The following is a 25228-nucleotide window of genomic DNA, read 5'->3' as shown; positions in this document are numbered from 1 at the left end:
CTTCTCTAATGGTAAATTTTTTATGGGGGTCGTTTCAAGAGGAATTAAATGAGTGGTTCGATGTCTAGGATTTTAGCCCCTTCCCCATGTATAATAGATTATAGCAGGATTAAAGGGGTTTTTGTATGCAGAAATTTTTAAAACATCAAGAAATTATCGATAAATCTAAAACAATAAATGAACATTATGAACTAGATGCCCGGGTTTTTGATGAAGTGGTAGATCAGCTGCTTGACAGTGATTTGAACACAGAAGAGGTCATTATACGTGGTTTTCAGCGTCTGCTGTCAGAAGTCGACAATGAAATTGAGCGTATGGAGTCCTTTGCAGACATGAAACCGAGCTGTTTTAAAGGGTGTGCCTTTTGCTGTTACTTTCCGATTATCACAAGCAGAATGGAAGCGAAAATCATGTTTCGCTCGATTGAAAAATTCCCGGAAGGTCGTAAGAAAAAAATTTATGATCATTGGGAACGCTACTATAAAGAGCATGAGGATAAGCTCCAGCAAGCGATGTCGATGGATCATACTGAAGAAGGTACAAAATTTGAGTACAAAAAACTTAATCTGCCTTGTCCGATGCTCGATCCAGAGACTCAGGCATGTATGGCCTATGAAGTCCGTCCTATCCCGTGCCGTACCTATTTAAATTATAGTGACCCGCAAGTCTGCGCTGAAAATCATCTTCCTAAAGAACCGTTCAGCTATGAGTTCTTATATGATTTTTACTTCGGTGCTTTGAATGAACTGATTCAGGCACTATATGAAAACGGCGAGGACTTGAATGTGGATTACCCAAGTGATGCCTGGAGCTACGATTACCTGCCGGGGTGGATTGAAAAATACCGAGAGGGGACATGGAATGAATTTTAAGCTGCTTTCTTTAAACGTAGGGCGTCCTGAGCGTTACCAGACGAATAAAGGTGAAATAAAAAGTGCCTATCGTAAAAAGCCGGTAGAAGAACCTGTGTTTTTGGGGTCTCTAAATTTCTCCGGAGATGAACAGGCGGATAAAAAGAATCACGGAGGAGCCGATCAAGCCGTTTGTCTTTATCCTGCCCAGCATTATCGCCACTTTGAACAAGAGTACGAGAAGAACTTTTCCTATCCGGCGTTTGGAGAAAATATGACAGTTGATGGAATTGATGAACGTAAGACAAATATAGGGGATATTTTTACGATTGGTGAAGCGGAAGTACAGGTAACGAAGCCGAGAAAGCCCTGCTATATTATCGCCAGGACACATGGAATTGATGATTTCCCAAAGAGGGTGCAGCAGAGCGGTTTTACAGGATTTTATCTTCGTGTATTAAAAGAAGGTTATGTACAGGCAGGGGATGAGATGAAGCTGAAAGCCTCTGACCCGCAGGGAGTAACTGTAGCGGACGTAAATGATGTCATTTTTCAGGATCCCCATAACATATTGAAAATTAAGCGTATATTGGAAGTGGAGGCCTATCCAAAGAAAGATAAAGAAGCACTGAAAAAACGGCTATAACTCAGAAAGGGGTTATGCTTTATGGATTTTGGTCATCTTATTGAAGAAAAGATAAAGAAGTCCATCGAACAGGGGGATTTCGACAACCTCCCTGGAAAAGGAAAACCATTGCCAAAAGACGACCTATCATATGTGCCAAGTGAATTAAGAAACAGCTACCGTGTATTAAAAAATGCGAACATTCTTCCGGAAGAAATGCAGCTTAAGAAAGAAATTGTCCAGCTCGAAGAATTATTAGAGCAGCAGAACAACCCTGCTCCTGAAAAACGTAAGTCTTTAAGTGAAAAGAAAATCCGCTATAATATGCTGATGGAAAAAAGGAAGATGCAGTCTTCTGCCGCTTACAGTCAATATGGCGGAGGGATCAGCAAAAAGCTCGGGTTTTAGAAAGAGCTCTGTTGCTGATAGAAAGCTAGCGGATTTCCTATCTTAAAAGTTGGGGCTGTAATAAGTTAGGGGTTCTAAGAGATTTAAAAAAGGAGGCAGGCTTATGTGCGGAAGATTCACGCTGACAGCTCCTAAAGAAGATATTCTTCGTTACTTTAATATCGATGATTTACCCGTTGACTTTGTTCCTAGGTTTAATATAGCCCCGGGGCAGAAAATATGGGCCATTATTCATGACGGGGAAAATAAAAGAGCGGGACAGCTTGATTGGGGTCTGATCCCGCCGTGGGCCAAGGATCCTAAGATTGGATATAAAATGATTAATGCCCGGAGTGAAACGGCTCATGAAAAGCCGTCTTTTAAAGGTTCGATGAGCAAAAAGCGCTGCTTAATTATTGCCGACAGCTTTTATGAATGGAAAAAGGAAGAGGGCAAAAAACAGCCTGTGCGAATTCTCCCTCAAAAGAGAAAGCTGTTTGCCTTCGCAGGCTTATGGGAGAAATGGAAGTCGGGTGAAGAGGAACGTTTTACCTGTACGATTCTTACTAAAGAAGCGGATGAATTCATGAGCAGCATCCATGACCGTATGCCGGTCATTCTGCCTAAATCACTGGAAGATGAATGGATAAAACCTGTGAAATGGGCAGCGGGTGAGGCGCATCAATTTATCGAGCAGCTGTCCATAGACGATTTGGAGGCTTATCCTGTGAGTACGGTCGTCAACTCTGCGAAAAATGAGACAGAAGAATGTATAAAGCGTCTGGCGTGAAATGGAGTGAATTTGCTTCATTTTTTTTGCGTGTTTGTAGGGGGATTCCTGTAAAAGTGTGTCTATAAAGAAGGTACGGAATAGAAAGGAGGGGGGCTTTGATTCCAGAAGAACGATTAATTAAAAAAGTATTGGCAGGAAACGTTCAGGCAACGAGGATGCTGATTGAACGTTATAAGCATCATGTGTTTAAAGTTTCAATGAGCGTGATGAGAGATGAGAAACTTGCAGAGGATGTAGCGCAGGAAACATTCCTGAAAATGCTGGCTGCCCTCCCTTCTTACCAGGGGCCTGGTTTTAGAACATGGATCAGCCGAATTGCCTACCGTAAAGCTTTAGATGAGAAAAGGAAGATGAAGCGCCGGCCGGAGGAGCCGGTTGAATGGGACTTTGACCGGGAATCAAGCGGGCAAATTAGTCCCGAAAGCCAGTTATTTAAGAAGGAATCAAAAGAATCCATCTATCAGGCGATTAATCAGCTGCCTGAGAATTACCGTGAAGTTGTGGAGGCTTACTACATAGATGAGCTGAGTTACAAAGAAATGGGAAAGAAGTTAGGGCTGGCCGAGAAGACAGTCGAAATGAAATTGTACAGAGCTCGAAAATGGATGAAAAAACATTGGAAGGAGGACGATTTTATATGATCCATGTGACTGAGGAAAAAATGTTTGCTTATATTGAAGATGAGCTGCCGGAAGATGACCGGCTTCTGGTAGAGGGTCACATCGACAAGTGTTCTCAATGCTTTGATTCTTACTTGGATGCGGTGGACCGTTTAAATACGTCTTATGAACTATCTCCTTCCTTTACTGACGACATCATTGACGTAATCAAAGAACATACACCTAAAAAAGCAGGAAAAGCCAGGGGGACTTTGTTCAATTATGCGATTGCTTCATCAATGACTCTCTTGTTAATGGGAAGCGGGGTCTTTCAATATGTTTTTTCAACTTTTGATGATCAGCAATTTCAGGAACAACCTTCCATTACAGAGAAATTATTAAATGAAACAGATCGTTGGAGAAATGATGATCAAAGAGGAGGGGTATGGCATGAATAAGTCACCTATATTAGCTTTTTTCCTGGCCTTCATTCCAGGTTTTGGACATATGTATCTGGGGCGTGCTGTCAGAGGGATCTTATACCCATTGGTATTCTTCGGTATTTTAGCGGCCGCTTTTTTTACTGTTTTAATGAATTCAGTGAATGGAAGAATTCTTGCTGTCTTTCTTATCGCGGCTTTATTCATCTGGGCGGTCAATATGTTAGACATGGTTATTACGCTGCTGTTAAGAAATAAAAACTCTTCTGTAAAAGGGGAAGCCACCTCGCTGACAGCTGCGGTTCAATTAGAAAGTGAAAAACAGAATGAACGCTTTTTTACGATTTTACTTTCCTTTGTTCCGGGAGTAGGCCATTTTCAAATGGGCTTAAAACAAAGAGGCTTAACATTTCTTGCGATTTTCCTTGGATCGGGAACAATGATTATTTTTGTAACATTATTAACTTCACAGTCAGGTTTTCTCGTCTTTCTGCCTGCTCTGCTTGTGATTTGGGTATACAGCCTGTTTGATGCTATTCAGGCACTCAATAAAAAACAGGCAGGTGAGCCGATTGAAGACCGGCCGTTAATGGAAGATCTTAATGAATTAAGAATAAGAGGGGAAAAGAGCGGGATGCTCGCTACAGTACTGGCTATCTTTCCGGGAGCGGGGCATATGTACTTAGGGCTGCAGAAACGCGGACTTCAGCTTATGCTCGGATTTCTTGCAGCTATCTATGTATTAGATGTTCTAAGGTTATCGTTGTTCTTGTTTCTCATCCCGGTCATTTGGTTTTACAGTTTCTTCGATGCGCTTCAGCAGACCAGTAATGTGAAGCAGGGAAGAGCGGAAGATCGGCCGATTATAAAAAATCTCCATATACGTAAAGGCCTGATAGGCGGTGCACTTATTGTATTAGGTATTTATTATCTTATAGATACCGTTCTCTTTCCTTTATTAGCGGATGATCTGCGGAGGGTCTTTCATATCGATATTTGGTATTACTACCAGCGCTATTTCCAGGTGGTGCTTGTATCCGCCATCCTAATAGGAAGTGGTCTTTATTTACTGAAAAAGAACAGTAATAGAGAAGTTAGGGAAACCGAATAACAAAAATCCCCTTTAAGCTCAAAGGCTTTAAGGGGATTTTAGCTTGTATAGAATCATTTTGTTTTTAACCCCCGCGAGAGGGCATACCATTTAGCTGGTGGATCTAGCTCGTTTCTCTTCTAGTCGTTCCTGTCTGGCCACATTTAGGAATTTATTTGTTTCAGATGCAACTACACCAGAAAGGAGAAGAAGTCCGATCAAGTTAGGAACAGCCATCAGACCATTCATTACGTCGGCAAACAGCCATACAGTATCCAGCTGAGCCACAGCTCCCACTAGAACAAAAATAACGAACAGAGACTTATATAGCGTAATTCCGCGGTCGCCTGTCAAATAACCGAAACATTTTTCTCCATAATAGGACCAGCCCACAATGGTTGAAAAGGCAAAGAAAATAACTCCAATTGTAACAATGTACATTCCGATATCACCTAAGAAATATTGGAAGGAAGTTGTCGTTAGGTCTGCACCATTTACCTCTTCATTGGCGTACTGACCAGCCATTACAATCGTGATACCAGTCATGGAACATACGATAATCGTATCGATGAACACCTGAGTCATAGAAACCAAGGCCTGACGTCCAGGGTAATCCGTACGCGCCGCAGCAGCAGCGATCGGTGCAGAACCAAGACCTGCTTCGTTGGAGAATACCCCGCGTGCCACACCGAAACGGATAACAGTACCTAAAATACCGCCTCCAACAGCACTTCCGGTAAAGGCGTCATTAAAAATCACGCCGAATGCTCCCGGCACAGCATCTAAATTTAAGAAAATAATAATAAGTGCACCTATTATATAAAAGAGAGCCATGATTGGGACGAAAAACGCTGTAACACGACCAATTCCTTTAATTCCACCGATAAGTACAAGTGCAGCAAATACCGTCAGAAGAATACCTGTAATCCAAGGGTTGATGTTAAAAGTGGATTCTACTACGTCGGAAACAGTATTTGACTGCACCATATTTCCAATTCCAAAAGCAGCCACTGCTCCAAAGATGGCAAAAAGTACTCCGAGCCATTTTTGTTTCAATCCTCTTTCTAAGTAATACATAGGACCGCCCGACATTTTACCGTTTCTATCAGTAACACGGTATTTAACAGCTAAAATGGCTTCTGCGTATTTAGTAGCCATTCCAAATATAGCGGTAATCCACATCCAGAACACTGCTCCAGGTCCCCCAAGAATAACTGCGGTAGCAACACCGGCAATATTCCCTGTTCCTATTGTAGCGGCTAGAGCTGTGGTCAGAGCTTCATAGTGGGAAATATCCCCTTCTTCTTTCTTTTGAGTCTTGCCTGGTTTAAAAACGAGTTTTAGTGCATAAGGTAAAGTTTTAAATTGTAAAAACCCTAACCTCAGGGTTAAATAAATACCTGTACCAACGATTAAAATCAATAATACAGGACCCCAAACAAATGCACTTGCTTGTGATAAAAAATTGTGAATAGCACCTAAATGGCCCATTCGACTCCCCCCCTTTATTAAATGTGAAAAAATGTCTATATATAAAATATTCCGAAAATTTAACGTAAAAGTCAAGTTTATTTATGAATAGGTAATCAATGAGGAGGGTTTAATAACTGCAAGTTAGGGATAAGAAGAAGTATAGTGATTGCGCTCTTTAAAGGGGAGTTAGAAGCTTTTCATGATATAATTAAATGAAAATGGAGATGATGGGGGACGCTAATAAATGATAAAAGTTTTATTTGTTTGCCTTGGCAATATTTGCCGGTCACCGATGGCAGAAGCTATATTGAAAAATCTTCTTGAAAAAGAAGAGCTCTCAAAAGAAGTTATTGTAGACTCGGCAGGAATAGGCCATTGGCACATTGGAAAGCAGCCTCATGAGGGGACTAAAAATATTTTAGATCAAAATAAGATTACTTATGAAGGAATTTCAGCTCGTCAGGTACAAGACAGCGATTGGGATCGTTTTGATTACATTATTGCCATGGATACTCAGAATATGGAGGATTTACGGGCGATACGTGAAAAAAATGATGTCAAAGTCAGGTTGTTTATGGATTATGTAGAAGGTGAAGAATCAAATGACGTTCCTGACCCTTATTTTACAGGTAATTTTGATTATGTATATGATTTAGTAACTGAGGGCTGTAAGGGTTTACTAAAAGAAATAAAAGAACAAAACCAATTGAAGGAGGAAAAATAATGATGGATAATAACAAGTTAATAAAAGGGATGGCAGCAGGCGCATTATTAGGAGGTGCCATTATGATGCTGGATAAAGAAACCCGACAGTATGTAATAGGAAAATCGAAAACGGCGGCATGCTCCTGCAGAAATGCTGCTCAGCATCCTTCTGAAGCGATTCATACTTTACGAACCAATTACGAGTCATTCTCCGAAAGGTTAAACAATGGAATTGACCAAGCTATTGAACTTCTAAACAAGATCGAAGCTGCATTAAATAAAATAGGCGAGGTAGATGAAGCTGTGAATAATCAGTTAGGATCAGCAGATAATTCTAAAGAAGCTTCGTAACGACATCATTGGAAGGAGACGGGGGATATGCGTTTTATTCAGGAGCTGCTTAGCAAAATTGGTAAACACGAAGTGCCAGGAATGGCAGCTCAGCTTTCATATTTTTTCCTGCTGTCTCTATTTCCGCTTTTGATTGTTTTAATAACCTTGCTTGGCTATGTAAATATAGATGAACAAAGGGTGCTTGTCATTATCAGCACTTATGCCCCCCCTAGTACTTATGAATTGATTTCTGAAAATGTCATGACTCTCTTAGGTGAACGAAACAGCGGGCTTCTCTCAATAGGTATCCTTGGTACCCTTTGGGCGGCGTCTAACGGGGTAACGGCTCTTATTCGCTCATTTAACCGCGCTTATGAAGTACGTGAGAGAAGATCTTTTATAGTCACTAGGCTTGTGGCACTGCTTCTGACAGTTTCCATGGTGCTCGTGATTGCGGTTGCCTTTTTGCTTCCTGTCCTTGGAAACGCTATAGGTATTTTTGTTGCATCTATTTTTGGATTGTCTGATGGGTTCAGGGAGTTATGGGATACATTAAGATGGGTAATCTCTTCCTTTATCTTCTTTGTTGTACTTTCCTTCTTGTATTTTATGGCGCCTGATCAGCATTTAAAGGTGAAAGAGGTTTTTTACGGGGCATTATTCGCAACTTTAGGGTGGCAGCTGGTTTCGTTGCTGTTTTCTTTCTATGTAGCTAATTTAAGCAATTATTCTGCTACTTATGGAAGCCTTGGAGGGGTGATCGTCCTTATGATCTGGTTTTATATTTCCGGGGTAATTATTTTGCTGGGCGGCGAAATTAATGCCTTGGTCCATAAAAGCCAAGTTCATCACCAGTGATGAACAATATAGTGACTGTTAAAAGAGCGTTTGCGAGGAAGTTAAAAAGACTATCCTTCACCTGGCTAGGGTCAGCTAGGTAAAGGATAGTCTTTTTTTAGTGTCGTGACATTTAGCAGGTACGAATATCCCGACACTCCTGCTTAAAAAACGGGCGATCCGAGACCCCGAGCATGGGTTTCGCGAGGAGTCTCGGGCGTTCGTCCGCGAAAAAGGGAGGGAGTTTTGCTCCTGCGGGAAACCTGGGGGTTACTCTACAAGCTGAGACTGCTTATAAAGCAGACTCTTATTTTAATAACCTCAACCCGTTTAATATAACGAGGATCGTACTGCCTTCATGGCCGATGACGCCTAAAGGCAAATCAAGTAACTGTAAAAAGTTACTGGCGATTAATAATGTAATGACTGAAATCGAAAAAATAACATTTTGTTTAATAACTCGATTCATTCTTTTGGAAAGGTGAATGGCTTCCTCCAGCCGGTTCAGGTTATTTTTCATTAACACTAAGTCGGCTGTTTCTAATGCCACGTCTGTTCCTTCTCCCATAGCAATTCCCAGGTTTGCTGAGGCTAATGCCGGCGCGTCGTTAATACCGTCTCCGATCATAGCGACGTGTCTGAAGTGCTGCTTCAATACCTTAAGTTCACGGACTTTGTCTTCAGGCATGCACTCAGCGATATAACTTTGAACACCTGCTTCTTTGGCAATGGCTTCAGCTGTAATAGGGTTATCCCCCGTTAGCATGACTGTATAAATTCCTTGCTTTTTTAAGCTTTCAATTGCTTGTTTGGCTTCTTTTCGAACCGTATCTTTAAGAGCAAATAAAGCCAGTATTTCATTATTTTTTGAAATGAAAACAATCGTTTTTCCTTCAGAAGCCAAGTGTTCGGCTAAACCATATTTGAAAGAAAGTGCTTCCTCTTTACCTGCGAATTCTGCATTTCCTACTTTCCAGGTTTCACCTTTATATTGCGCTTCTACTCCCTGGCCGCTGACATTCTCGACATGGTCCATAGAAGGGAGAGAGAGCTCATATTGAGAAAGGGCATAAACTATGGCTTTCGCCAGAGGATGATTGGATTCTTGTTCAATAGCCATAGTGACAGCGAAAATTTCTTCTTTTAAAGATTCATCCTTAAGCACAATGTCCGTGACTTTCGGATTTCCGTTAGTAAGTGTTCCTGTCTTATCAAAAGCGATGGCTTCTATATGGGATAAGTTCTCTACGTGAACGCCGCCTTTAAAAAGCAGTCCCTGGCGCGCGCTTTTAGAAATAGCAGATAAAGTTGCCGGCATAATGGATGCCACTAAAGCACATGGGGATGCGACCACAAGCAGTATCATTGCCCGGTAAATCGTATCTGTCCAGGACCATCCGAAAAGATAATGAGGAAGAAAAAGCATTATGGCCACTGTAATAAGGACGGCTTTTACATATATATTTTCAAATCGTTCGATAAACAGCTGGGAGGGAGACTTCTCACTTTGAGCCTGCTGGACCATATGAATAATCCGCTGAAAAAGAGTATCTTCTGCTCGTTTTGTAATTTCGCAAGTGATGCTTCCGGTTAAATTCACGGTGCCTGCAAAGACTTCGGTTTGTTTTTCCTTATAAACGGGCAGTGACTCTCCTGTGATGGCACTCTCATCAATTGAAGTGCTTCCTTTTACAATCACTCCGTCTGCTGGGAGCCTTTCTCCGGCTTTAACAAGGATACGATCGCCGATATTTAAATCCTCGGCAGGGACCAGCTGATACCCCGTTTCGGTTACTTTTAAAGCTTCATCAGGCTGTATGTCCATTAATGCCGAGATTTCCCGGTTGCTTTTATTCAATGTATAGGTTTCAAGTGCCCCGCTGAGCGCGAAGATAAAGATGAGAATAGCCCCTTCTGTCCAATAGCCGATCGAAGCACTGCCGATGGCTGCTAAAATCATCAGCAGTTCAACATTCATTTCTTTTTCCTGGAGCGTTTCCATAATGCCTTCTTTTGCTTTCGCATATCCGCCTATTACAAAGGCCAGAATGTGCAGGGCTGTGAAGCTCGCTGAAGACGGTTCGGAAGCGATCCATGCAAATAAAAGAAGAGCCCCGCTCGTTAAGGCTGCGATTAGTTCAACGTGCGGTTTTACTTTTGCCAAGAAAGCAGGGGACGGCCGGGATAACATTGATTTACGCAAGGCAGAAGACAGAATGGACATTAAATCAGCCCCTTTTTATAAGTATTCAAAACATAAGGTGAACAGATTAAAATGATTTTAATTTTATATTAATTATTATCATAGCATAACTAAGGGATAGTGCAATATAGGATTACGAAATATCCATTAAAAGTAAAGAGAGCAGAGAGGTTGATATTCCCGTCAACATGTTGCAATATTGTATAGGTATGAAATTTTTACAGGAAGGTGAAATATAATGCGAAAAGGTATTTTAACTATACTTATCCTCTTATTCTCAGTTGTACTTATCGCTTGTGGTACAGAAGGAAGCGAAGAATCCAATGAGAGCAGTGAGTCTTCATCTTCAAAATGGGATGAAATTAAGGAAGATGGTAAGCTTGTTGTAGGTACATCCGGAACCTTGTACCCTGCTTCTTTTTACCCTGAAGGATCCAATGAATTAACAGGGTATGATGTTGAAGTTATGAAAGAAATTGCCAATCGTCTCGATTTAGAACTATCTTTTGAAGAATACGGAGTAGATGGCTTGCTGTCTGCCATTGAAAGCGGCCGCGTAGATATGGTCATTAACGATATGGAGATCACGGAAAGCCGGAAGGAAAGCTTTAACTTTAGTGAGCCTTACAAATATTCCTATTCTACTATGATTGTCCGAGAAGACGATTTATCTGGAATTGAAACGCTTGAAGATATAGAAGGAAAGAGACACGGTGGGGGAGCAACTACTGTATTTGCTCAAATTGCTGAGCATTACGGTGCGGAAATTGTCTCTTACGGCAATGTTGCGAATGATGTGTATTTGAGAGATGTTGAAAACGGTAATACTGATTTAATTATTAATGATTACTATTTACAGACACTTGCTTTAAAAGCTCTGCCTGATATAGATGTAACTCTTCATCCAGATCTTAAATTCCATCCAACCGAATCTGCTATTGTCATGCCAAATGGTGAAGAAGAGCTGAAAACTAAGATCGATGAAACTCTTCAGAAAATGCGTAAAGACGGAACATTGACTGAACTGTCTAAAGAATTCTTTGGCGGTAAAGATGCTTCTGTGGAGCCGGAAGAAGAAGTGAAAGAGATTGAAGGACTGGATCTGTAAGGTGAGGAGTTCTTATGTTTTCAGTTGACGTTCGAGAAATCAACTTAGAAAAGTTCTTTGTTCCCGAGCGGGCTTGGGAGAATCTGCCCTTTATTTTAGAAGGGGTCCCGTACACTTTACTAGTTGCGGTCATAGGTATGGGAATTGGACTAATCCTCGGATTTTTCCTTGCTCTGGCAAGAAGCTCGGGTAACCGGCTGCTGCGGTGGCCGGCCCGGCTTTATATTTCTTTTATGCGGGGAACTCCTGTTTTAGTATATTTATTTGTTCTTTACTTTGGGCTGCCTATTCTGGGTATCACACTGTCTGCAGTGATGTCTGCCATAATTGGTTTTGGGACAAACAGTGCAGCCTATATTGCTGAAATCAACAGATCATCCCTAGGAAGTGTTGCTAAAGGCCAGTGGGAATCAGCCAGGGCTTTAGGACTCTCCTATTGGCAGACGATGAGAAGAATCATCGTTCCACAGGCTACCAGGATTGCGATTCCGCCGCTTAGCAACGTATTCTTAGATTTATTAAAAGCCACTTCCCTGGCGGCTATGATTTCAGTACCTGAAATATTAAATCAAGCTCAAATTGTTGCAGGGCGGACTAATGATTCAATGACGATGTATGTATTAGCGGCTCTTGTCTACTGGCCGTTAACTATGGTTTTTTCCTTTTTACAGGACCGCCTTGAGAAAAGATACAGTAAATATTTATAAAAACCCTTCACACCAGTGAGTTCACTGAAAAAGTCCTTTCTCTAAAAGAGCTGTTAAAGTTTGTTGTTCCGAACCGCTTCTCGGTGGATGCTTGCCGCGGGCACGGCCTCAGCTAACTTGGTCAAGAAGATCACTTGACCAAGTGGATCTTCGACTCGCGCTGGTCCCGCAGGCGTCACCACCGAACGCTCATCGTGGAATCAACAGAGGCCAATCTAAAAAGAGTGATTTTCTTTGATTTATAAAAGAAAGTCACTCTTTTTTCTTGTTGTCTAGTAAATTATAAAACACAACGAGCAGGATAAAGGGGATGGCCTCAAGCACGATGCTTAGAAAGATTGTGTTTACATCCAGCAGGGAAGGGGCGATTGATGCAATGACGGAAGTAGGGAAAAGGTCTCCATAGATAAAAGCCGCAAAAAATAAAAAAAGTAATAGATATCCCCACTTATTGGAAGGTTGATTTACTTGATCCAATGGTTGTCCTCCTTTAAAGTGTAAATCGTAACTATTACATTTACCATTCACTATTCTGCCTTAAAAATAGTTTTTGTCAATTAAAAATTCACTGCCATTTACTTCAATATATGAACGTATTATAATTTAATTCGTAATGATTATTATTTTGAGAGGGATTATCTATGAATGCTAATAAAATTATAGAAATGAACCAGGTGTCTTTTAAATACGACAGGGAATGGGTCGTTAAGGATGTCAATCTTTCTATTGAACAAGGCCAATTTCTAGGGTTGGTTGGACCGAATGGTTCAGGCAAATCCACTTTGATCAAACTGATGCTGGGGCTTCAAAAAGCAGACAGAGGATCCGTAAAGTTGTTCGGCCAGCCCCTAAAGCAGTTCAATCAGTGGCAGGAGATTGGGTTTGTCTCGCAGAAAGCCAACAGTTTTAATTCCGGGTTCCCTGCAACCGTAATTGAGGTGGTTAAAACAGGATTGGTTTCAAGGATAGGTGCTTTTCGCTTTTTTAATAAGAATCATAAGCAAAAAGCAATGGAAGCTCTGCGGACAGTTGAGATGGAAGACTATGCAGATGTAAGTATCGGAGAATTATCCGGTGGTCAGCAGCAGCGGGTTTTTATTGCTAGAGCTTTAGTCAGCGACCCTGCACTATTAATTCTTGATGAACCAACTGTGGGTGTCGATGCTGAGCATGTGACGGCATTTTACAATCTGCTTGGAAAATTAAATAAAGAAAAAGGCATCTCGCTGCTGATGATCACCCATGATATCGGGACGATTACAGAGCATGCAACGCACGTGGTTTGTATGAACAAGACAATCCACTTCCATGGAGCCTCGGAGGAATATAAAGAGTTTGATGAGGAAGACCTTAACCGTCTCTATGGTCATTCGGTTCAGCAGCTCACCCACAATCATGAGGTGAGTCATTCATGATCAGCGGCTTTCTGGAATATGAATTCTTACAAAATGCCGCAGTGACCGGCTTATTAATCGGAATCGTAGCACCATTGCTGGGCGTATTTATAGTAGTCAGGCGTCTCTCGCTAATCGCAGATGCCCTTTCACACATCACCCTGACCGGAATAGCGGCCAGCCTGTTATTAGAGAAAAGGGTGTCTAGTATCAACGAGCTTAACCCAGTTTACATGGGAATGGTGTTCTCTGTGGGCGGGGCCATTCTAATTGAAAAACTGAGGAAAGTATATAAGCATTATGAAGAGCTTGCGATCCCTATCATTTTATCTGGAGGTATTGGGGTAGGAGTGATCTTAATTTCCCTGGCTGAGGGTTTTAATACAGACTTATTCAGCTATCTGTTTGGAAGTGTAACCGCCGTAAGCCGGTCAAGTATGTGGACGGTAGTGTTTATTACACTTGCAGTTGTTGCTATTGTTATCATGTTTTACAAAGAGCTTTTTATCCTTTCTTTTGATGAAGAACATGCTGCCATCTCAGGAGTGAACGGCCGCTGGATCCACTTAATGTTTATCGTTATGGTGGCACTGGTTATTGCTTCATCAATGCAGGTGGTTGGAATTTTGCTTGTTTCAGCGCTGATGACACTTCCTGTTGCGGCTGCCTTAAGGATTGCGTCCAGCTTTAAACAGACGATTGGTCTGTCGATATTCTTTGGAGAGTTCTCTGTGATACTTGGTTTAATTTCTTCTTATCATTTAAGCGTGCCTCCAGGTGGAACGATTGTAGTAATTGCCATACTCGTTCTCATTATGGCTATCTTATTTAAAAAAGTTAGAAATCAGTTACACGTAAAGGGTGAAACCGCATGAAACTAGAATCGGCTTTACAAAAGTTAAAAAGCAGCGGATATAAGAAAACAAGGCAAAGGGAAAGAATATTAGAGATTTTTATTGAGCATGATCAATATATTGCAGCGAAATCAATATTAAAAAAGATTCAGAAGGATTTCCCGGGAGTCAGTTATGATACGGTTTACCGTAATTTATATCTGCTCACAGAGGAAGAAATCCTTGAATCTACAGAGCTTAATGGGGAAAAACATTTTCGTATGGGCTGCGATACAAAAGGTCACCATCATCACTTTATCTGCACCGATTGCGGAAAGACCAAGTCCATTAATTTTTGTCCGATGGAGAGTATTAACGAGAACCTCCAAGGCTATGATGTTGAAAATCATAAATTCGAAATCTACGGTAAGTGTCCTTTTTGCAGTTGATTCTTTATAAAAGATCTTTCTTAGCTTGAAGAGAAACCTTAGGTTTTCTTCAAGCTTTTTTAGCCTGCCGCCTTTAGCTGCCGTAGCTTAGAGACTTTCTCAACCGCCTTAGAAAGGTCTCTTTTCGAGGTTAGAAGTAATGATTACTATTTACAGAACGTAATCATTACTATATACTGTTGAAGTGTGATTAGATCAAGGAGGATTACAATTGATGAGACGTGCAATAATTAGTGTTTTTATACTTATAGGAATTTTATTACTTGGAGCGTGCAGTAATCAATCATCTGAAGAAGAAAAGAAGACGTTAAAAATCAATACAACTGTTTATCCTCTCCAGTATTTTACGGAACGCATAGCAGGGGAGAAGGCAGAGGTGAATTCTATCCTGCCGGCTGGATCTGATGCCCATTCGTATGAACCATCGACGAAAGAAATGGTGAAATTGGCAGAGGCTGAAGCATTTATTTATAATGGTGCAGGACTTGAGTCATATGCTGAGAAAATCTCAGACGCAATTGAGTCAGAGGATGTAGCCATTCTAGAAGCCGCAAATGGTCTGGATCTTGAAAAGAGCGGCCACTCGCATGATGAGGAAGAAAATCATGACGACGATCACGTCTATGAAGAAGAGAGTCATAGCGATGAAAATAGTCACGAAGAGGGTAATGGGGAACAGGACTCCCATGATGAGAAGGAAAGCCATGAAGGACATGACCATGGAGAAAATGACCCGCACATCTGGCTGGATCCGGTGCGTTCCATTCAGCTAGCAGAAAATATTAAGGAAATGCTGGTAGAGCTGCAGCCGGAATCCGAGGAACAGTTTAATGAGAATTTTGAAGCGTTAAAAGCTGAATTGGAAGAACTGGATAAAAAATTCCATGATGAAGTAGCAGGACAGGATAAAAAAGAAATTATAGTTTCTCATGCGGCTTATGGATACTGGGAGCAGGCTTACGGCATAGAACAGATTGCAGTTTCCGGCCTTAGTCCGACAAACGAACCTTCTCAGAAAGAATTGGAAAACATTATTAAGACAGCCGAAGAGAATGATTTGAATTACGTACTATTTGAACAGAATATCACGCCGAAGGTTTCTGAAGTCGTCCAGAAGGAAATTGGAGCAGAGCCTCTTCGTGTTCACAATTTATCCGTACTTACGGAAGAAGATATCGAAGCTGAGGAAGACTATTTCAGCTTAATGAATAAGAACATTAATGTGCTGAATCAGGCGTTAACAGAATAAAGCAAAAAGCTGCCCTTCTCATGCGGAAGAGGCAGCTTTTTGTGGTGCCGGTTTTAGTGCAACACCGAGAAAAACAATAACTAACGTAACGACTATGAGATAAAAGAAAGAGATCCCTTCAAATACGTCAATAAAAATCCCTGTAATCGACGGTCCTCCAATACTTCCGATACTAAAGGACATGCCGCAGAGAATATTACCCGCTGGAAGGAGCTCTTTTGGCAGGAGATCAGTCATATAGGTAATTCCGAGCGAAAACAGTGAACCGACAAAGAAACCGCCGATTGCAAATGTAATAAACAGTCCAGCTGTTGAGCTTTCAAAAATGCCGGCTAACGTAAAGGCAGCAATTCCACCGGCTATTACTGTAGTAATGACAATTTTTCTTCCATATCGGTCGCTCAGCGATCCTAAAGGAATCTGAGACAGCAGGCTGGCAGCCGCAAACGATGGAATGATAAGCGACAGCGTATTAACGTCGTGCCCGATCCTTAATCCATAGATCGGAAAAGTAGCATGCAGCGTTGCTTCCAGAAACCCGTAGGTTAATGGAGGCAGGAAGGCAGCCCATCCAAGCTTGATCGCCAGGCCGAACCTTTTGATAGAACTCGTGCCATAAGCAGTTTGATGCTCCTGTGGCGGCATCTGATTGCGTACAAACCACATTGTCATCCAGACAGCTAAGCTGATGACAGCTGAAATAATAAACGGCAGGTAAATACTAATCGATAAAAGGTTGGTCATCAGCGGCCCTAATGTAAAGCCAACGCTAAAGAAAAGCCCGTAGTAAGCGATGCTTTTGCCGCGTGATTTTTCATGGGCGGTAGCCGTTATCCATGTCTGGGTTCCGAAATGCAGAATCTGGTCGCCAATCCCGATCGTCATGCGGAGAATGAACCAGAACCACAGGGACTGCCAAACTGGAAAAAGTGCCAAGGAAACAATCACTAATATGCCTCCAAACATAATGACGGGTTTATAGCCGAACTTTTGCAGAGGTTTTTCCATAAATGGCGATGAAATTAAAATACCTATGTATAAAGCAGCGGCATGAAGTCCGTTTACCGATGATGAAACACCGTTCTGCTCTAAAATAACAGCAAGCAAAGGAAGCAGCATCCCCTGGGAGAATCCTGAGATCGTAACAAGACCGATAAGTATCCAAAAACGCGTTCTATTTGATACTATTAAAAACACCCCCCTGAAAAGACATCATACTTTTTAATCCTATACGATTTCCTTTTTAAAGGGCAACTACATTTTATCGATACGTGAAATTAGGTTACTATACTAATATGGGACTAAGAAAAAGGAGGAGGATTATAAATGGACTTTTACCTGAAAGAAGGCGGAATCCGTACATCCTTTGAATATGGAGAATTAGAAATTTCCGGAGATGAGACATATGGCTTCAGACCTTTTCAGCTGATGGTTGCCTCAGTCGCCGGCTGCAGCCTGGGGGTTTATCGGAAAATCCTGGACAAGCAGAGAATTAATTATGAAGACATTAAGGTGTCCGCTGATATTGAGAGAAATCCGGAAGAAGCGAACCGGATCACTCGAATCAACCTTCATTTCGTTGTTAAAGGTTATCGCCTGAATCAAGACAAGCTGCTTAAAAACCTGGAGATTTCTAAGAAAAACTGTTCCATGGTTCAATCGGTACTCTATAGTATAAAAGTAGAAGAAACCCTTGAGTCTATCGAATTATCGAAGTAAAATAAAAAGAGCCTCGTCCTGGAATCAGGAGAGCGCTCTTTTTTTTGTTCGCTATGTAAACGTTATATTTAATCCAAACGACTAGTCGCAAAAGTGAGTTCCGTTAACGAAGAATAAGGAATTACTTTTTTTATAAACCTTTAACATTCTCACTTAAGAATAAACAGAAGAGAAGGTGCACAATTGAAAAAATGGTTCATTAGAGGTTCGTTTTATATCATTGGCCTTATTATCATTTCATTAGGAATTACTTTAACCATCAATGCCGATTTGGGCGCCGGTGCATGGGATGCCTTGAATGTCGGCTTGACGGAGAAAATCGGCTTGACCATAGGTAACTGGGTCATCATTATTGGTGGAATGCTCATTGTATCCAATGCGTTTATAGCAAAAGAAAAACCGGACTTACTCGCCGTTATCACAATAGTAATTGTTGGTAAAATGGTCGACTTCTGGATGATGATCGCTTTAGCTGATATGGAGATTATTGGCTGGTTTTACCAGGGTTTCATACTATTGCTTGGTATTTGTGTAATTGCCATCGGTGTAGCTTTGTATCTACAGCCTGAATTTTCCTTAAATCCTATCGATAATTTCATGGTAGCTTTGCAGAAAAGATTCGGCTTAAGCCTTACCGTATCTAAAACTTTGACAGAATCGTTTGCTTTAATTATTGCGCTTTTAATGGGCGGACCTATAGGAATCGGTACAATCATTATTCTTCTTTTTATTGGTCCATTTATACAATTTTTCAATCCGAAAGCCGAACGAGTGATGAATCGTCTCATTTCATCTTAACGAATAGGCGGGGGTCATTTTTCACATGATAAAAGAAAAAAGAAAGGTGGTCCCCGCCATGAGAATAAAATATTTAGGACTTATTGTACTTATTGGTTTTATCTCTCTTTCTCTGCCTTTTCAAATTGGGGCTAAAGAGAAAGAAGGCCAATCTGAGATACCGAGCCACGTGTTGAATATCTCAAAAGACAATACGTACCCTAATTCAACAGACCAACAGGAAATTCTTGAAGCCGAAGAACTTACGGGGGAACTCATCAATAAATCAGAGGTTCCTGTCGTAAATCCTGAGCTTATTGAAATGTTAAATGAAACAACGATTAAACCTTCACCGCTTGCTATCGGTTATCGAGGTGAAATCTTTCTTGGCCGCTGGCCTCTATCCTATGAGTCCAAAGAAAGCAACGTCAACTGGGAATATCAGCAGATTAATACGAATGAGCTCAATAACCAAGGTGGACAGAAAACCGAAGAGATGAGTTATGAGCAGAAGGAAGAAAAGACCGTCAATGGTGGTCTTACCACAAAGGCTGAAGAAAGTGAGCAGATGATGAGGCTTATCTTACTCGAAGCCCAAAGTCATTCCAACCTTCCCCTTTCTTATGAAGCCGTGATTGGAAGAGGAACTACCCAGCAGAATAAATACTCGGTTCCAGTTAATAAAATCGGTCATCTGAAAGCATACGCTCCGGCCCTTAATGAAAAGGGAGAGGTAGCTTTTGGAGATGTTTACATCAAACTTAAAGGTTCGAAGAAAATGCTTGAGATTAAAAATGTAACAAGGCAGAACGTGGGAGCCTGGATTCCTGTTCAGGATCATGTCAGCTTCTCCTATGAATTAAATTAAGAAAAGGCGCTATTGAATTTGAGCGGTAAGCCCGAATTCTTCCGCGCTTTTTTAATGTTTCAATACCCTTAGGGGAACCGCGGTTTAAAACGTGGCGGCACGGGGAGCGAATACCGCGAGAATTCTGCATAATAAACGGGCGGACCCGAGACCCGGCAGCTAAAGTTTCTCGAGTAAGCTCGTGCAAAAAGCGAAAAAGTATTCGCTCCCCGTACCCTTCTATTTGGTAATTAGTGGAGAACGCGTTCAGTGGTGGACAGAACAGGAGACATGTACTATGATAGGCAAGGTGCAATCAATTGAAAAAGGAGTTTGCCTGTGTCACAAGATGAAAAAATGACTGAACTGAAGCTGAGATTGACGGATTTTATGAGCAGAATTGAAGAAATGGATCCTGAACAAACCTCCCTTGAGGATATAGATGCATTAATTAGAATGCTGGAAGATCTAGAGAAGAAGCTATAAAAAGCTGCTCTCATTTCTATATGAGGGTTGCATTTTTTACCCTCGTCCTTTATTATGGTAAATCGCTAATGAAGAAAAGAAACTAGAAAGGAGATCGTGTCATGGCACTAGCTGTTATAGTGTCAGTCCTTGTGCTGACTGTTTTAAGTTTATTGCGTGTAAATGTCATTATTGCTATATTAGCTGCTGGTTTAACAGCAGGCGTGATGAGCGGAGAATCCCTTATTGGTTCTTTACAGCTGATCGTTGACGGTATGGGAAACCAGGCGAGTGTAGCGTTAAGTTATATTTTGCTTGGAGCCTTCGCTGTGGCTATTACGTATTCAGGAATTACGAGTATATTAGTCGGGAGACTGCTAAAAGTATTTAAAGATAAACGCACATTCACAGTATTAGTAATCGCCGGGGTAGCCAGTTTATCTCAAAACGTGGTACCCGTTCATATTGCTTTTATCCCAATATTAATTCCTCCGTTATTGCATTTATTTGATCGAATGAAGCTTGACCGCAGAGCTGTAGCGACTGCTTTAACTTTTGGCTTGAAAGCGCCCTATGTAATGATCCCTGCAGGTTTTGGGCTTATCTTTCATCAAACAATCCAAGAGGCAATGGAAGCGAATGGTGTATCTTTGGGAATCAGTCAGATTGCCCAGTCTCTGCTTATTCCGGGTTCTGGAATGATTGTCGGGCTGTTAATTGCTGTTTTTATCACATATAAAAAGAAAAAAGACCCTAATGAAGCTCAGGCTTCACACGAATTAGATTTCCAACTAAGGTCTGAAGATCTTCAATCAATTAAATTCACAAAAAAACATGTCTTTACGATTCTTGCTATTATCGTTACTTTATTTATCCAGGCATTTTACGAAGAATTGGTTCTTGCGGCTTTAGCCGGACTGATCATAATGTTTGCGTTTAGAATTGTCCCTTTTAAACAAGGCGATAAAGTAGTCAGTGATGGTATTGCGATGATGGGAACGATTGCGTTCGTTATGCTGATTGCAAGTGGATATGCGAATGTGCTGACGGCAACGGAATCAGTTTCTTCTTTAGTAGATGTAAGTTCTCAGTTCCTTGGAGATAATCAGATGCTGATCGCCTTTGTACTGCTGTTAGTTGGACTGATCGTTACTATGGGGATTGGATCTTCATTTGCCACAATTCCTATTATCGCAGCATTATTTGTTCCGATTTGTATCGGTGCAGGCTTCTCTCCATTAGCCACAGCTGCTTTAATTGGAACGGCCGGAGCGCTTGGTGATGCCGGTTCTCCTGCTTCTGATAGTACGTTAGGGCCGACATCCGGATTGAATGCCGATGGAAGACACAATCACATTTGGGATACGTGTGTACCGACATTTATCCATTTTAATATTCCGCTATTTATCTTTGGATGGGCAGCAGCTCTCATACTTTAATTAAAAAGGCGAATGGGTATTATTCCCGTTCGTCTTTTATAATAGTAAGAAATCAACCCACACATACTAAAGAAAAAGTGGGTGACCTACATGAAAAAATTACTGGCCCTCATCCTTTTAGCGGCAATGCTCGCTGCGCCATCAGCCGTACATGCAGAAGGATGGGGATTTTCAAAAAATAAAGAAGGTAAACTTCCTGACGTAGGACGCTATGGTCCTATGGTGGAAGAATATGACGGATTTTATGCAGACCGTTCCGGAGATAAAATGGTGTATTTTACATTTGATAATGGTTATGAGCAGGGGTATACCGGAAAGGTGCTTGATGTTTTAAAGGAACAGCAGGTACCGGCGACTTTTTTCGTAACTGGGCATTATATTAACAGTGCCCCTGAGTTAGTAAAAAGAATGAACAAGGAAGGCCATTTAATTGGGAATCATTCATGGTCTCACCCTGACTTCACCAAGATACCTAAAGAAGAGATGAAAAAAGAACTCGATCAAGTAAATGAAGCGGTTCAAGAATTAACCGACCAGGAAGCGATGACTTACGTCCGTCCGCCAAGAGGTACTTTCAACTCGCAGTCCTTAAAATGGGCGAAAGAATTTGGGTATACTCATGCCTTTTGGTCGATTGCCTTTAAAGACTGGGAGACAGATAACCAAAAGGGGTGGGAATACGCTTATAATAACGTTCTTGAGCAAATTCACCCTGGGGCTGTAATTTTAATGCACACTGTGTCAGAGGATAATGCTGAAGCGTTGGAACAGATGATTGTGGAGCTGCGTAAACGCGGGTATCAATTCGGAAGTCTTAATGATTTAATGTCTAAAGAATTACTGCCTTATCCTGTTTTCCGCCTTTAAGTTTGATAAAATAGAGATCTGGCTATTGTATAAAATAGCCAGATCTTTTTTATTGAATGAGGTGAACTTATGTGGAAAGAAGAAATAGCGTCCGTTCGTGAATATGATTTCGATTATACGCTGCTGCGATGGTCGCTGGATCCTTTAACGCGGTTAAATCGTGAAGAGCGCTGGGTGGATGTTCCCGTGAAGCTTAATGATGAGCATCATATTGTACGGGTGAAAGCCCTAGGCACGACATCACACCCCTGCTTTGAAGTAAGCAGCTCAAGTAATGAGAACAGAGACATTCTTCTTCAACACATTTTTGAGCTTTTCCAATGGGGGAGAGACTTAGAAGAAGTTTATCAGCATTTTCAAAAAACCAACCTTGCTAAATTATTTCACAATCATTATGGGACACCAATTGTTAAAGATTTTCATTTGTATGACTGCTTAATGAAAGTTATTATTCATCAGCAGTTAAATATGAAATTTGCCTATACGTTAAGCACAAGGTTTGTTCAGAAGTTCGGTTCAGAAATAAATGGCGTCTGGTTTTATCCTTCTCCTGAAAAAGCCGCCAGCCTTGATTACGACCAGCTGCGCGAGCTTCAATTTAGTCAAAGGAAAGCAGAGTATGTCATTGACACATCTAAACTTATAGCAGAAGGTGAAGTTGATTTGAACCACCTGGCGGAACAGCCGGATGAAGAAGTGATTAAACAGCTCGTAAAGATTAGAGGGATCGGTCCGTGGACAGCTGAAAACTGGCTCATGTTTGGAGTAGGAAGAGAAAATTTATTTCCAAAAGCCGACATAGGAATTCAAAATGCAATGAAGCAATATTTTCGGCTTGATAAGAAGCCAAACTATGAAGAAATGGTAAAGTTAAGTGGGGAATGGGACCCATTTAGGAGCTATGCGTCACTGACATTGTGGAGGAGCATTGAAGGGGCTTAACAAGGAGTTATATCTTTCTACAGAATTCCTTTTTAATACTACTGTTGTTTCTACAATTATTTTATTTGTATAATGGTAATATAATATTCAAAATTTTGCTTTTATGGTTTATAATAAAAACCGTGTTGGAAAATATTGAGTACTAAAGGAAAGAGGTCATACTATTGGTGATAAAAGAGAGGTATTCAGACCACGTTTATAGCGATGAAATGCTTTACATCCTAGGTGTAAGCGGAACTCCAGCGTGTCTTCTAGATGTACATCACCAGACCGTTACGCTTAATAACGTACTGAAAAATGAACTTTTACTCGATGAATCAAACCTTCACATGTCAAGATGGCTCTCTCTGTTTCAAATGCTGGAACGGGGCGAAATTTACCGTATGATCCACCACTCTTCGGAATGGAGCGAAAAAGAATTAAGCGTTTCTGTAAAGACCGCCGATATCACGAAGCGTTACTATTGCAAGATGCTTCATCTTTCTAATGACAATATTGCCTTTATTTTTTCCTCACAATATAAAAAACCCTACCTGCCCGTTTTTAAGCATAAACATAAAGAAAATTATGACCAGATAAATCCTTTGCCTCATGGGACGGTTCTGCATCAGACAGAGGTGCTTGCTACACACCCAAAAGCCATCCGTACGTCCCAGGTGAAAGAGCGGCTTGTACAAGCTTCTGATTATTTTCCACACGGCATTGCCATGCTTAATCGAAATTGGGAAATAATTTATGCGAATACGACGATGGAAAAAATGGTTAATTTACAGATCTCCCAATATTACCGTAAAAAGTTATGGGACCTCTTTCCAATTGATGACTATTACGACTTTTTTCAACACTATTTAAGAGCGATGGAAACACAGGAAACGGTGAACTTTATCGGGGAGGTTTACAACCCGCACATTTTAATGGGAGTTACTGTCGTTCCAAGTGAGCAGGGCATCACGATTATAGCTCAGGATGTAACGAGTTCCACCCAGCAGCTGAGAGATTTGGAAGAGGTTAGAGAGCGGTTTACACTGCTGTCTGAAAACATTAAAGAAGCCTGCTGGATCTGCTATCCTCAGGAAAACCGGCTGCTTTATATCAGTCAGGCTTTCAATGACATCTACGGTTTAGATAAGGAAGAAGTTATGAAAGAACCTTCCTTGATTTTTAGTTTAATCGACGATGAATTTCTTCCTGAGGTACACGAAGCTGCTAAGCTGATGATGGAGCAGAATCATGAAGTCGAGTTTTCAATTACCACTCCGGCTGGTGATAAAAAATGGGTCCGCATGCGTGGATTCCCTATTAAAGAAAACGGACAGACGTTCGTAATCGGTATGGATGAAGATATTACGAAGTTCAAAGAGATGACCGAGCTGCAGGAAAAATCGCAGCAGCTTTCTACAATTACACAGATGGCAGCAGGCGTGGCCCACGAGATTAAGAACCCGCTCACAGCCATTAAAGGCTTTCTTCAGATTGGTGCGGCCAATCCTGATCTCAGGGACAGCTATCATGATATTATTCTGGACGAAGTCAATCGGATTGAATCCATTGTTCAGGACTTTATGATGTTGTCGAAGCCGAAATCATCTGTTCAACTGGAAACGGTGAATTTAGAATCAATCATCACTTATGTCAGCCGGCTTCTGGATCCGGACTCCGCAAACAAAAATATAAAGCTGTATCATACGTGTGATCCAGAACTAAGTCCTTTTTACAGTGAACCGAAAAGGCTCAAGCAGATTTTAATCAACTTATTGAGTAATGCCATCGATGCTCTTGGGGAAAAGGGCGAAGTTCAAGTAGAAGCCCTTTTAAATGCCAATGAGCTTGTTTTATCTATAATTGATAATGGACATGGGTTAAGTGATTACGAGCTCACTAAACTGGGAGAGCCTTTTTATACGACAAAAGAAAAGGGAACCGGTTTAGGGATTATGGTTACGAAAAAGATGATCGATGACCTCGATGGAAAAATCTTATATGAAAGCACAGTCGGCGAAGGTACTCGTGTTACAGTCCGGCTTCCTTATAAAACCGAAGGCTGATTTTAGTCTTCGGTTTTTTATTCGTATTTCCTGGGAAATTATAAGAGAAAG

Annotated in this window: 28 protein-coding genes; 24 read left to right on the top strand and 4 right to left on the bottom strand. The window is 41.2% G+C overall.

Features of this window, described 5'->3' with window-relative positions; translation table 11 throughout:
- Positions 1 to 125 precede the first annotated feature (125 nt).
- From HUS26_RS11635 to HUS26_RS11605, 7 genes are all read left to right on the top strand, one after another.
- On the top strand, positions 126 to 872 hold the full coding sequence (locus HUS26_RS11635) for a YkgJ family cysteine cluster protein (protein WP_173917307.1): 747 nt from the start codon (positions 126 to 128) through the stop codon (positions 870 to 872).
- The gene (locus HUS26_RS11630) at positions 862 to 1497 is read left to right on the top strand and encodes an MOSC domain-containing protein (protein ID WP_173917306.1); all 636 of its coding nucleotides are present in this window, start codon (positions 862 to 864) and stop codon (positions 1495 to 1497) included. The genes HUS26_RS11635 and HUS26_RS11630 overlap by 11 nt, the downstream gene beginning before the upstream one ends.
- A gap of 21 nt (positions 1498 to 1518) precedes the next feature.
- Positions 1519 to 1884, top strand: a complete 366-nt coding sequence (locus HUS26_RS11625; protein WP_173917305.1) for a DUF1992 domain-containing protein — start codon at positions 1519 to 1521, stop codon at positions 1882 to 1884.
- Positions 1885 to 1987: 103 nt separating this feature from the next.
- Positions 1988 to 2653 carry an SOS response-associated peptidase gene (locus HUS26_RS11620; protein WP_173917304.1) on the top strand — a complete coding sequence of 222 codons (666 nt, stop codon included), beginning with the start codon at positions 1988 to 1990 and terminating at the stop codon, positions 2651 to 2653.
- Between the two features lie 98 nt (positions 2654 to 2751).
- Positions 2752 to 3297 (top strand): RNA polymerase sigma factor, encoded by a 546-nt coding sequence (locus HUS26_RS11615; protein ID WP_173917303.1) that lies wholly within the window; start codon positions 2752 to 2754, stop codon positions 3295 to 3297.
- Positions 3294 to 3713 (top strand): zf-HC2 domain-containing protein, encoded by a 420-nt coding sequence (locus tag HUS26_RS11610; protein WP_173917302.1) that lies wholly within the window; start codon positions 3294 to 3296, stop codon positions 3711 to 3713. The genes HUS26_RS11615 and HUS26_RS11610 overlap by 4 nt, the downstream gene beginning before the upstream one ends.
- A complete protein-coding gene (locus tag HUS26_RS11605; RefSeq protein WP_173917301.1) occupies positions 3706 to 4806 on the top strand; it encodes a hypothetical protein in 1101 nt (366 codons plus the stop codon). The genes HUS26_RS11610 and HUS26_RS11605 overlap by 8 nt, the downstream gene beginning before the upstream one ends.
- A gap of 90 nt (positions 4807 to 4896) precedes the next feature.
- On the opposite strand, the gene HUS26_RS11600 is transcribed toward HUS26_RS11605, so the two are convergent.
- Complete coding sequence (locus HUS26_RS11600) at positions 4897 to 6276, bottom strand: sodium:alanine symporter family protein (RefSeq protein ID WP_173917300.1); 1380 nt, start codon at positions 6274 to 6276, stop codon at positions 4897 to 4899.
- A 226-nt stretch (positions 6277 to 6502) separates the two neighbouring features.
- Between HUS26_RS11600 and HUS26_RS11595 the strand changes: the two genes are divergently transcribed.
- Genes HUS26_RS11595 through HUS26_RS11585 form a run of 3 tightly spaced genes read left to right on the top strand, consistent with a single transcriptional unit; the run spans position 6503 to position 8154 of the window.
- A complete protein-coding gene (locus HUS26_RS11595) occupies positions 6503 to 6982 on the top strand; it encodes a low molecular weight protein-tyrosine-phosphatase (RefSeq protein ID WP_173917299.1) in 480 nt (159 codons plus the stop codon).
- A complete protein-coding gene (locus tag HUS26_RS11590; protein ID WP_173917298.1) occupies positions 6982 to 7314 on the top strand; it encodes a YtxH domain-containing protein in 333 nt (110 codons plus the stop codon). Before HUS26_RS11595 ends, HUS26_RS11590 begins: the two co-directional genes overlap by 1 nt.
- Before the next feature lie 27 nt (positions 7315 to 7341).
- Positions 7342 to 8154 (top strand): YihY/virulence factor BrkB family protein, encoded by an 813-nt coding sequence (locus tag HUS26_RS11585; protein WP_173917297.1) that lies wholly within the window; start codon positions 7342 to 7344, stop codon positions 8152 to 8154.
- 286 nt (positions 8155 to 8440) lie between these two features.
- Here HUS26_RS11585 and HUS26_RS11580 read toward each other — a convergent pair whose 3' ends face one another.
- Positions 8441 to 10357, bottom strand: a complete 1917-nt coding sequence (locus HUS26_RS11580) for a heavy metal translocating P-type ATPase (protein WP_173917296.1) — start codon at positions 10355 to 10357, stop codon at positions 8441 to 8443.
- Between the two features lie 217 nt (positions 10358 to 10574).
- Between HUS26_RS11580 and HUS26_RS11575 the strand changes: the two genes are divergently transcribed.
- Both HUS26_RS11575 and HUS26_RS11570 read left to right on the top strand, forming a co-directional pair.
- Positions 10575 to 11444, top strand: a complete 870-nt coding sequence (locus HUS26_RS11575; protein WP_173917295.1) for a transporter substrate-binding domain-containing protein — start codon at positions 10575 to 10577, stop codon at positions 11442 to 11444.
- Positions 11445 to 11458: 14 nt separating this feature from the next.
- Complete coding sequence (locus HUS26_RS11570; RefSeq protein WP_173917294.1) at positions 11459 to 12151, top strand: amino acid ABC transporter permease; 693 nt, start codon at positions 11459 to 11461, stop codon at positions 12149 to 12151.
- Between the two features lie 252 nt (positions 12152 to 12403).
- Here HUS26_RS11570 and HUS26_RS20035 read toward each other — a convergent pair whose 3' ends face one another.
- Positions 12404 to 12628, bottom strand: a complete 225-nt coding sequence (locus HUS26_RS20035) for a hypothetical protein (RefSeq protein ID WP_254434184.1) — start codon at positions 12626 to 12628, stop codon at positions 12404 to 12406.
- A gap of 164 nt (positions 12629 to 12792) precedes the next feature.
- Here HUS26_RS20035 and HUS26_RS11560 point away from each other — a divergent pair, with 164 nt between their 5' ends.
- The 4 genes from HUS26_RS11560 to HUS26_RS11545 all read left to right on the top strand — a co-directional run bounded on the left by HUS26_RS11560 (position 12793) and on the right by HUS26_RS11545 (position 16076).
- Positions 12793 to 13566 (top strand): metal ABC transporter ATP-binding protein, encoded by a 774-nt coding sequence (locus tag HUS26_RS11560; RefSeq protein ID WP_173917293.1) that lies wholly within the window; start codon positions 12793 to 12795, stop codon positions 13564 to 13566.
- On the top strand, positions 13563 to 14420 hold the full coding sequence (locus HUS26_RS11555; protein WP_173917292.1) for a metal ABC transporter permease: 858 nt from the start codon (positions 13563 to 13565) through the stop codon (positions 14418 to 14420). Before HUS26_RS11560 ends, HUS26_RS11555 begins: the two co-directional genes overlap by 4 nt.
- Complete coding sequence (locus HUS26_RS11550; protein WP_173917291.1) at positions 14417 to 14827, top strand: Fur family transcriptional regulator; 411 nt, start codon at positions 14417 to 14419, stop codon at positions 14825 to 14827. The genes HUS26_RS11555 and HUS26_RS11550 overlap by 4 nt, the downstream gene beginning before the upstream one ends.
- A 214-nt stretch (positions 14828 to 15041) precedes the next feature.
- Positions 15042 to 16076 carry a metal ABC transporter solute-binding protein, Zn/Mn family gene (locus tag HUS26_RS11545; protein ID WP_173917290.1) on the top strand — a complete coding sequence of 345 codons (1035 nt, stop codon included), beginning with the start codon at positions 15042 to 15044 and terminating at the stop codon, positions 16074 to 16076.
- 18 nt (positions 16077 to 16094) lie between these two features.
- Here HUS26_RS11545 and HUS26_RS11540 read toward each other — a convergent pair whose 3' ends face one another.
- Positions 16095 to 17264 (bottom strand): MFS transporter, encoded by a 1170-nt coding sequence (locus tag HUS26_RS11540; RefSeq protein ID WP_173918826.1) that lies wholly within the window; start codon positions 17262 to 17264, stop codon positions 16095 to 16097.
- A 138-nt stretch (positions 17265 to 17402) separates the two neighbouring features.
- Here HUS26_RS11540 and HUS26_RS11535 point away from each other — a divergent pair, with 138 nt between their 5' ends.
- The 8 genes from HUS26_RS11535 to HUS26_RS11500 all read left to right on the top strand — a co-directional run bounded on the left by HUS26_RS11535 (position 17403) and on the right by HUS26_RS11500 (position 25177).
- Positions 17403 to 17795: an OsmC family protein gene (locus tag HUS26_RS11535; protein ID WP_173917289.1), complete on the top strand. Its 393-nt coding sequence runs from the start codon at positions 17403 to 17405 to the stop codon at positions 17793 to 17795.
- 183 nt (positions 17796 to 17978) lie between these two features.
- Positions 17979 to 18593 (top strand): YitT family protein, encoded by a 615-nt coding sequence (locus HUS26_RS11530; protein WP_173917288.1) that lies wholly within the window; start codon positions 17979 to 17981, stop codon positions 18591 to 18593.
- 58 nt (positions 18594 to 18651) lie between these two features.
- Positions 18652 to 19440 (top strand): YfkD family protein, encoded by a 789-nt coding sequence (locus tag HUS26_RS11525; protein ID WP_173917287.1) that lies wholly within the window; start codon positions 18652 to 18654, stop codon positions 19438 to 19440.
- A gap of 318 nt (positions 19441 to 19758) precedes the next feature.
- Positions 19759 to 19905: an SE1561 family protein gene (locus tag HUS26_RS11520; protein WP_173917286.1), complete on the top strand. Its 147-nt coding sequence runs from the start codon at positions 19759 to 19761 to the stop codon at positions 19903 to 19905.
- Between the two features lie 101 nt (positions 19906 to 20006).
- Positions 20007 to 21323 carry a Na+/H+ antiporter family protein gene (locus HUS26_RS11515; RefSeq protein WP_173917285.1) on the top strand — a complete coding sequence of 439 codons (1317 nt, stop codon included), beginning with the start codon at positions 20007 to 20009 and terminating at the stop codon, positions 21321 to 21323.
- Positions 21324 to 21413: 90 nt separating this feature from the next.
- Entirely contained in the window at positions 21414 to 22190 is a 777-nt protein-coding gene (pdaA, locus tag HUS26_RS11510; RefSeq protein WP_173917284.1) for a delta-lactam-biosynthetic de-N-acetylase, read from the top strand.
- A gap of 69 nt (positions 22191 to 22259) precedes the next feature.
- Entirely contained in the window at positions 22260 to 23132 is an 873-nt protein-coding gene (locus HUS26_RS11505) for a DNA-3-methyladenine glycosylase (RefSeq protein ID WP_173917283.1), read from the top strand.
- A 167-nt stretch (positions 23133 to 23299) separates the two neighbouring features.
- Positions 23300 to 25177 carry an ATP-binding protein gene (locus HUS26_RS11500; protein WP_254434288.1) on the top strand — a complete coding sequence of 626 codons (1878 nt, stop codon included), beginning with the start codon at positions 23300 to 23302 and terminating at the stop codon, positions 25175 to 25177.
- The last annotated feature ends 51 nt before the right edge of the window (positions 25178 to 25228 follow it).

The sequence above is a fragment of the Halobacillus sp. Marseille-Q1614 genome (assembly GCF_902809865.1).
In the GTDB taxonomy this organism is placed as follows: domain Bacteria; phylum Bacillota; class Bacilli; order Bacillales; family Halobacillaceae; genus Halobacillus_A.
Note: the sequence above shows the minus strand (reverse complement) of the source record. Positions and strands in the feature narration are given on the sequence as shown.

Bases quoted from the DNA above. Each gene is read 5' to 3' on its own strand.
- HUS26_RS11635 (WP_173917307.1), top strand. From the start codon at position 126: ATGCAGAAATTTTTAAAACATCAAGAAATTATCGATAAATCTAAAACA.
- HUS26_RS11630 (WP_173917306.1), top strand. From the start codon at position 862: ATGAATTTTAAGCTGCTTTCTTTAAACGTAGGGCGTCCTGAGCGTTAC.
- HUS26_RS11625 (WP_173917305.1), top strand. From the start codon at position 1,519: ATGGATTTTGGTCATCTTATTGAAGAAAAGATAAAGAAGTCCATCGAA.
- HUS26_RS11620 (WP_173917304.1), top strand. From the start codon at position 1,988: ATGTGCGGAAGATTCACGCTGACAGCTCCTAAAGAAGATATTCTTCGT.
- HUS26_RS11610 (WP_173917302.1), top strand. From the start codon at position 3,294: ATGATCCATGTGACTGAGGAAAAAATGTTTGCTTATATTGAAGATGAG.
- HUS26_RS11605 (WP_173917301.1), top strand. From the start codon at position 3,706: ATGAATAAGTCACCTATATTAGCTTTTTTCCTGGCCTTCATTCCAGGT.
- HUS26_RS11600 (WP_173917300.1), bottom strand. From the start codon at position 6,276: ATGGGCCATTTAGGTGCTATTCACAATTTTTTATCACAAGCAAGTGCA.
- HUS26_RS11595 (WP_173917299.1), top strand. From the start codon at position 6,503: ATGATAAAAGTTTTATTTGTTTGCCTTGGCAATATTTGCCGGTCACCG.
- HUS26_RS11590 (WP_173917298.1), top strand. From the start codon at position 6,982: ATGATGGATAATAACAAGTTAATAAAAGGGATGGCAGCAGGCGCATTA.
- HUS26_RS11585 (WP_173917297.1), top strand. From the start codon at position 7,342: ATGCGTTTTATTCAGGAGCTGCTTAGCAAAATTGGTAAACACGAAGTG.
- HUS26_RS11580 (WP_173917296.1), bottom strand. From the start codon at position 10,357: ATGTCCATTCTGTCTTCTGCCTTGCGTAAATCAATGTTATCCCGGCCG.
- HUS26_RS11575 (WP_173917295.1), top strand. From the start codon at position 10,575: ATGCGAAAAGGTATTTTAACTATACTTATCCTCTTATTCTCAGTTGTA.
- HUS26_RS11570 (WP_173917294.1), top strand. From the start codon at position 11,459: ATGTTTTCAGTTGACGTTCGAGAAATCAACTTAGAAAAGTTCTTTGTT.
- HUS26_RS11560 (WP_173917293.1), top strand. From the start codon at position 12,793: ATGAATGCTAATAAAATTATAGAAATGAACCAGGTGTCTTTTAAATAC.
- HUS26_RS11555 (WP_173917292.1), top strand. From the start codon at position 13,563: ATGATCAGCGGCTTTCTGGAATATGAATTCTTACAAAATGCCGCAGTG.
- HUS26_RS11550 (WP_173917291.1), top strand. From the start codon at position 14,417: ATGAAACTAGAATCGGCTTTACAAAAGTTAAAAAGCAGCGGATATAAG.
- HUS26_RS11545 (WP_173917290.1), top strand. From the start codon at position 15,042: ATGAGACGTGCAATAATTAGTGTTTTTATACTTATAGGAATTTTATTA.
- HUS26_RS11535 (WP_173917289.1), top strand. From the start codon at position 17,403: ATGGACTTTTACCTGAAAGAAGGCGGAATCCGTACATCCTTTGAATAT.
- HUS26_RS11525 (WP_173917287.1), top strand. From the start codon at position 18,652: ATGAGAATAAAATATTTAGGACTTATTGTACTTATTGGTTTTATCTCT.
- HUS26_RS11515 (WP_173917285.1), top strand. From the start codon at position 20,007: ATGGCACTAGCTGTTATAGTGTCAGTCCTTGTGCTGACTGTTTTAAGT.
- pdaA (WP_173917284.1), top strand. From the start codon at position 21,414: ATGAAAAAATTACTGGCCCTCATCCTTTTAGCGGCAATGCTCGCTGCG.
- HUS26_RS11505 (WP_173917283.1), top strand. From the start codon at position 22,260: ATGTGGAAAGAAGAAATAGCGTCCGTTCGTGAATATGATTTCGATTAT.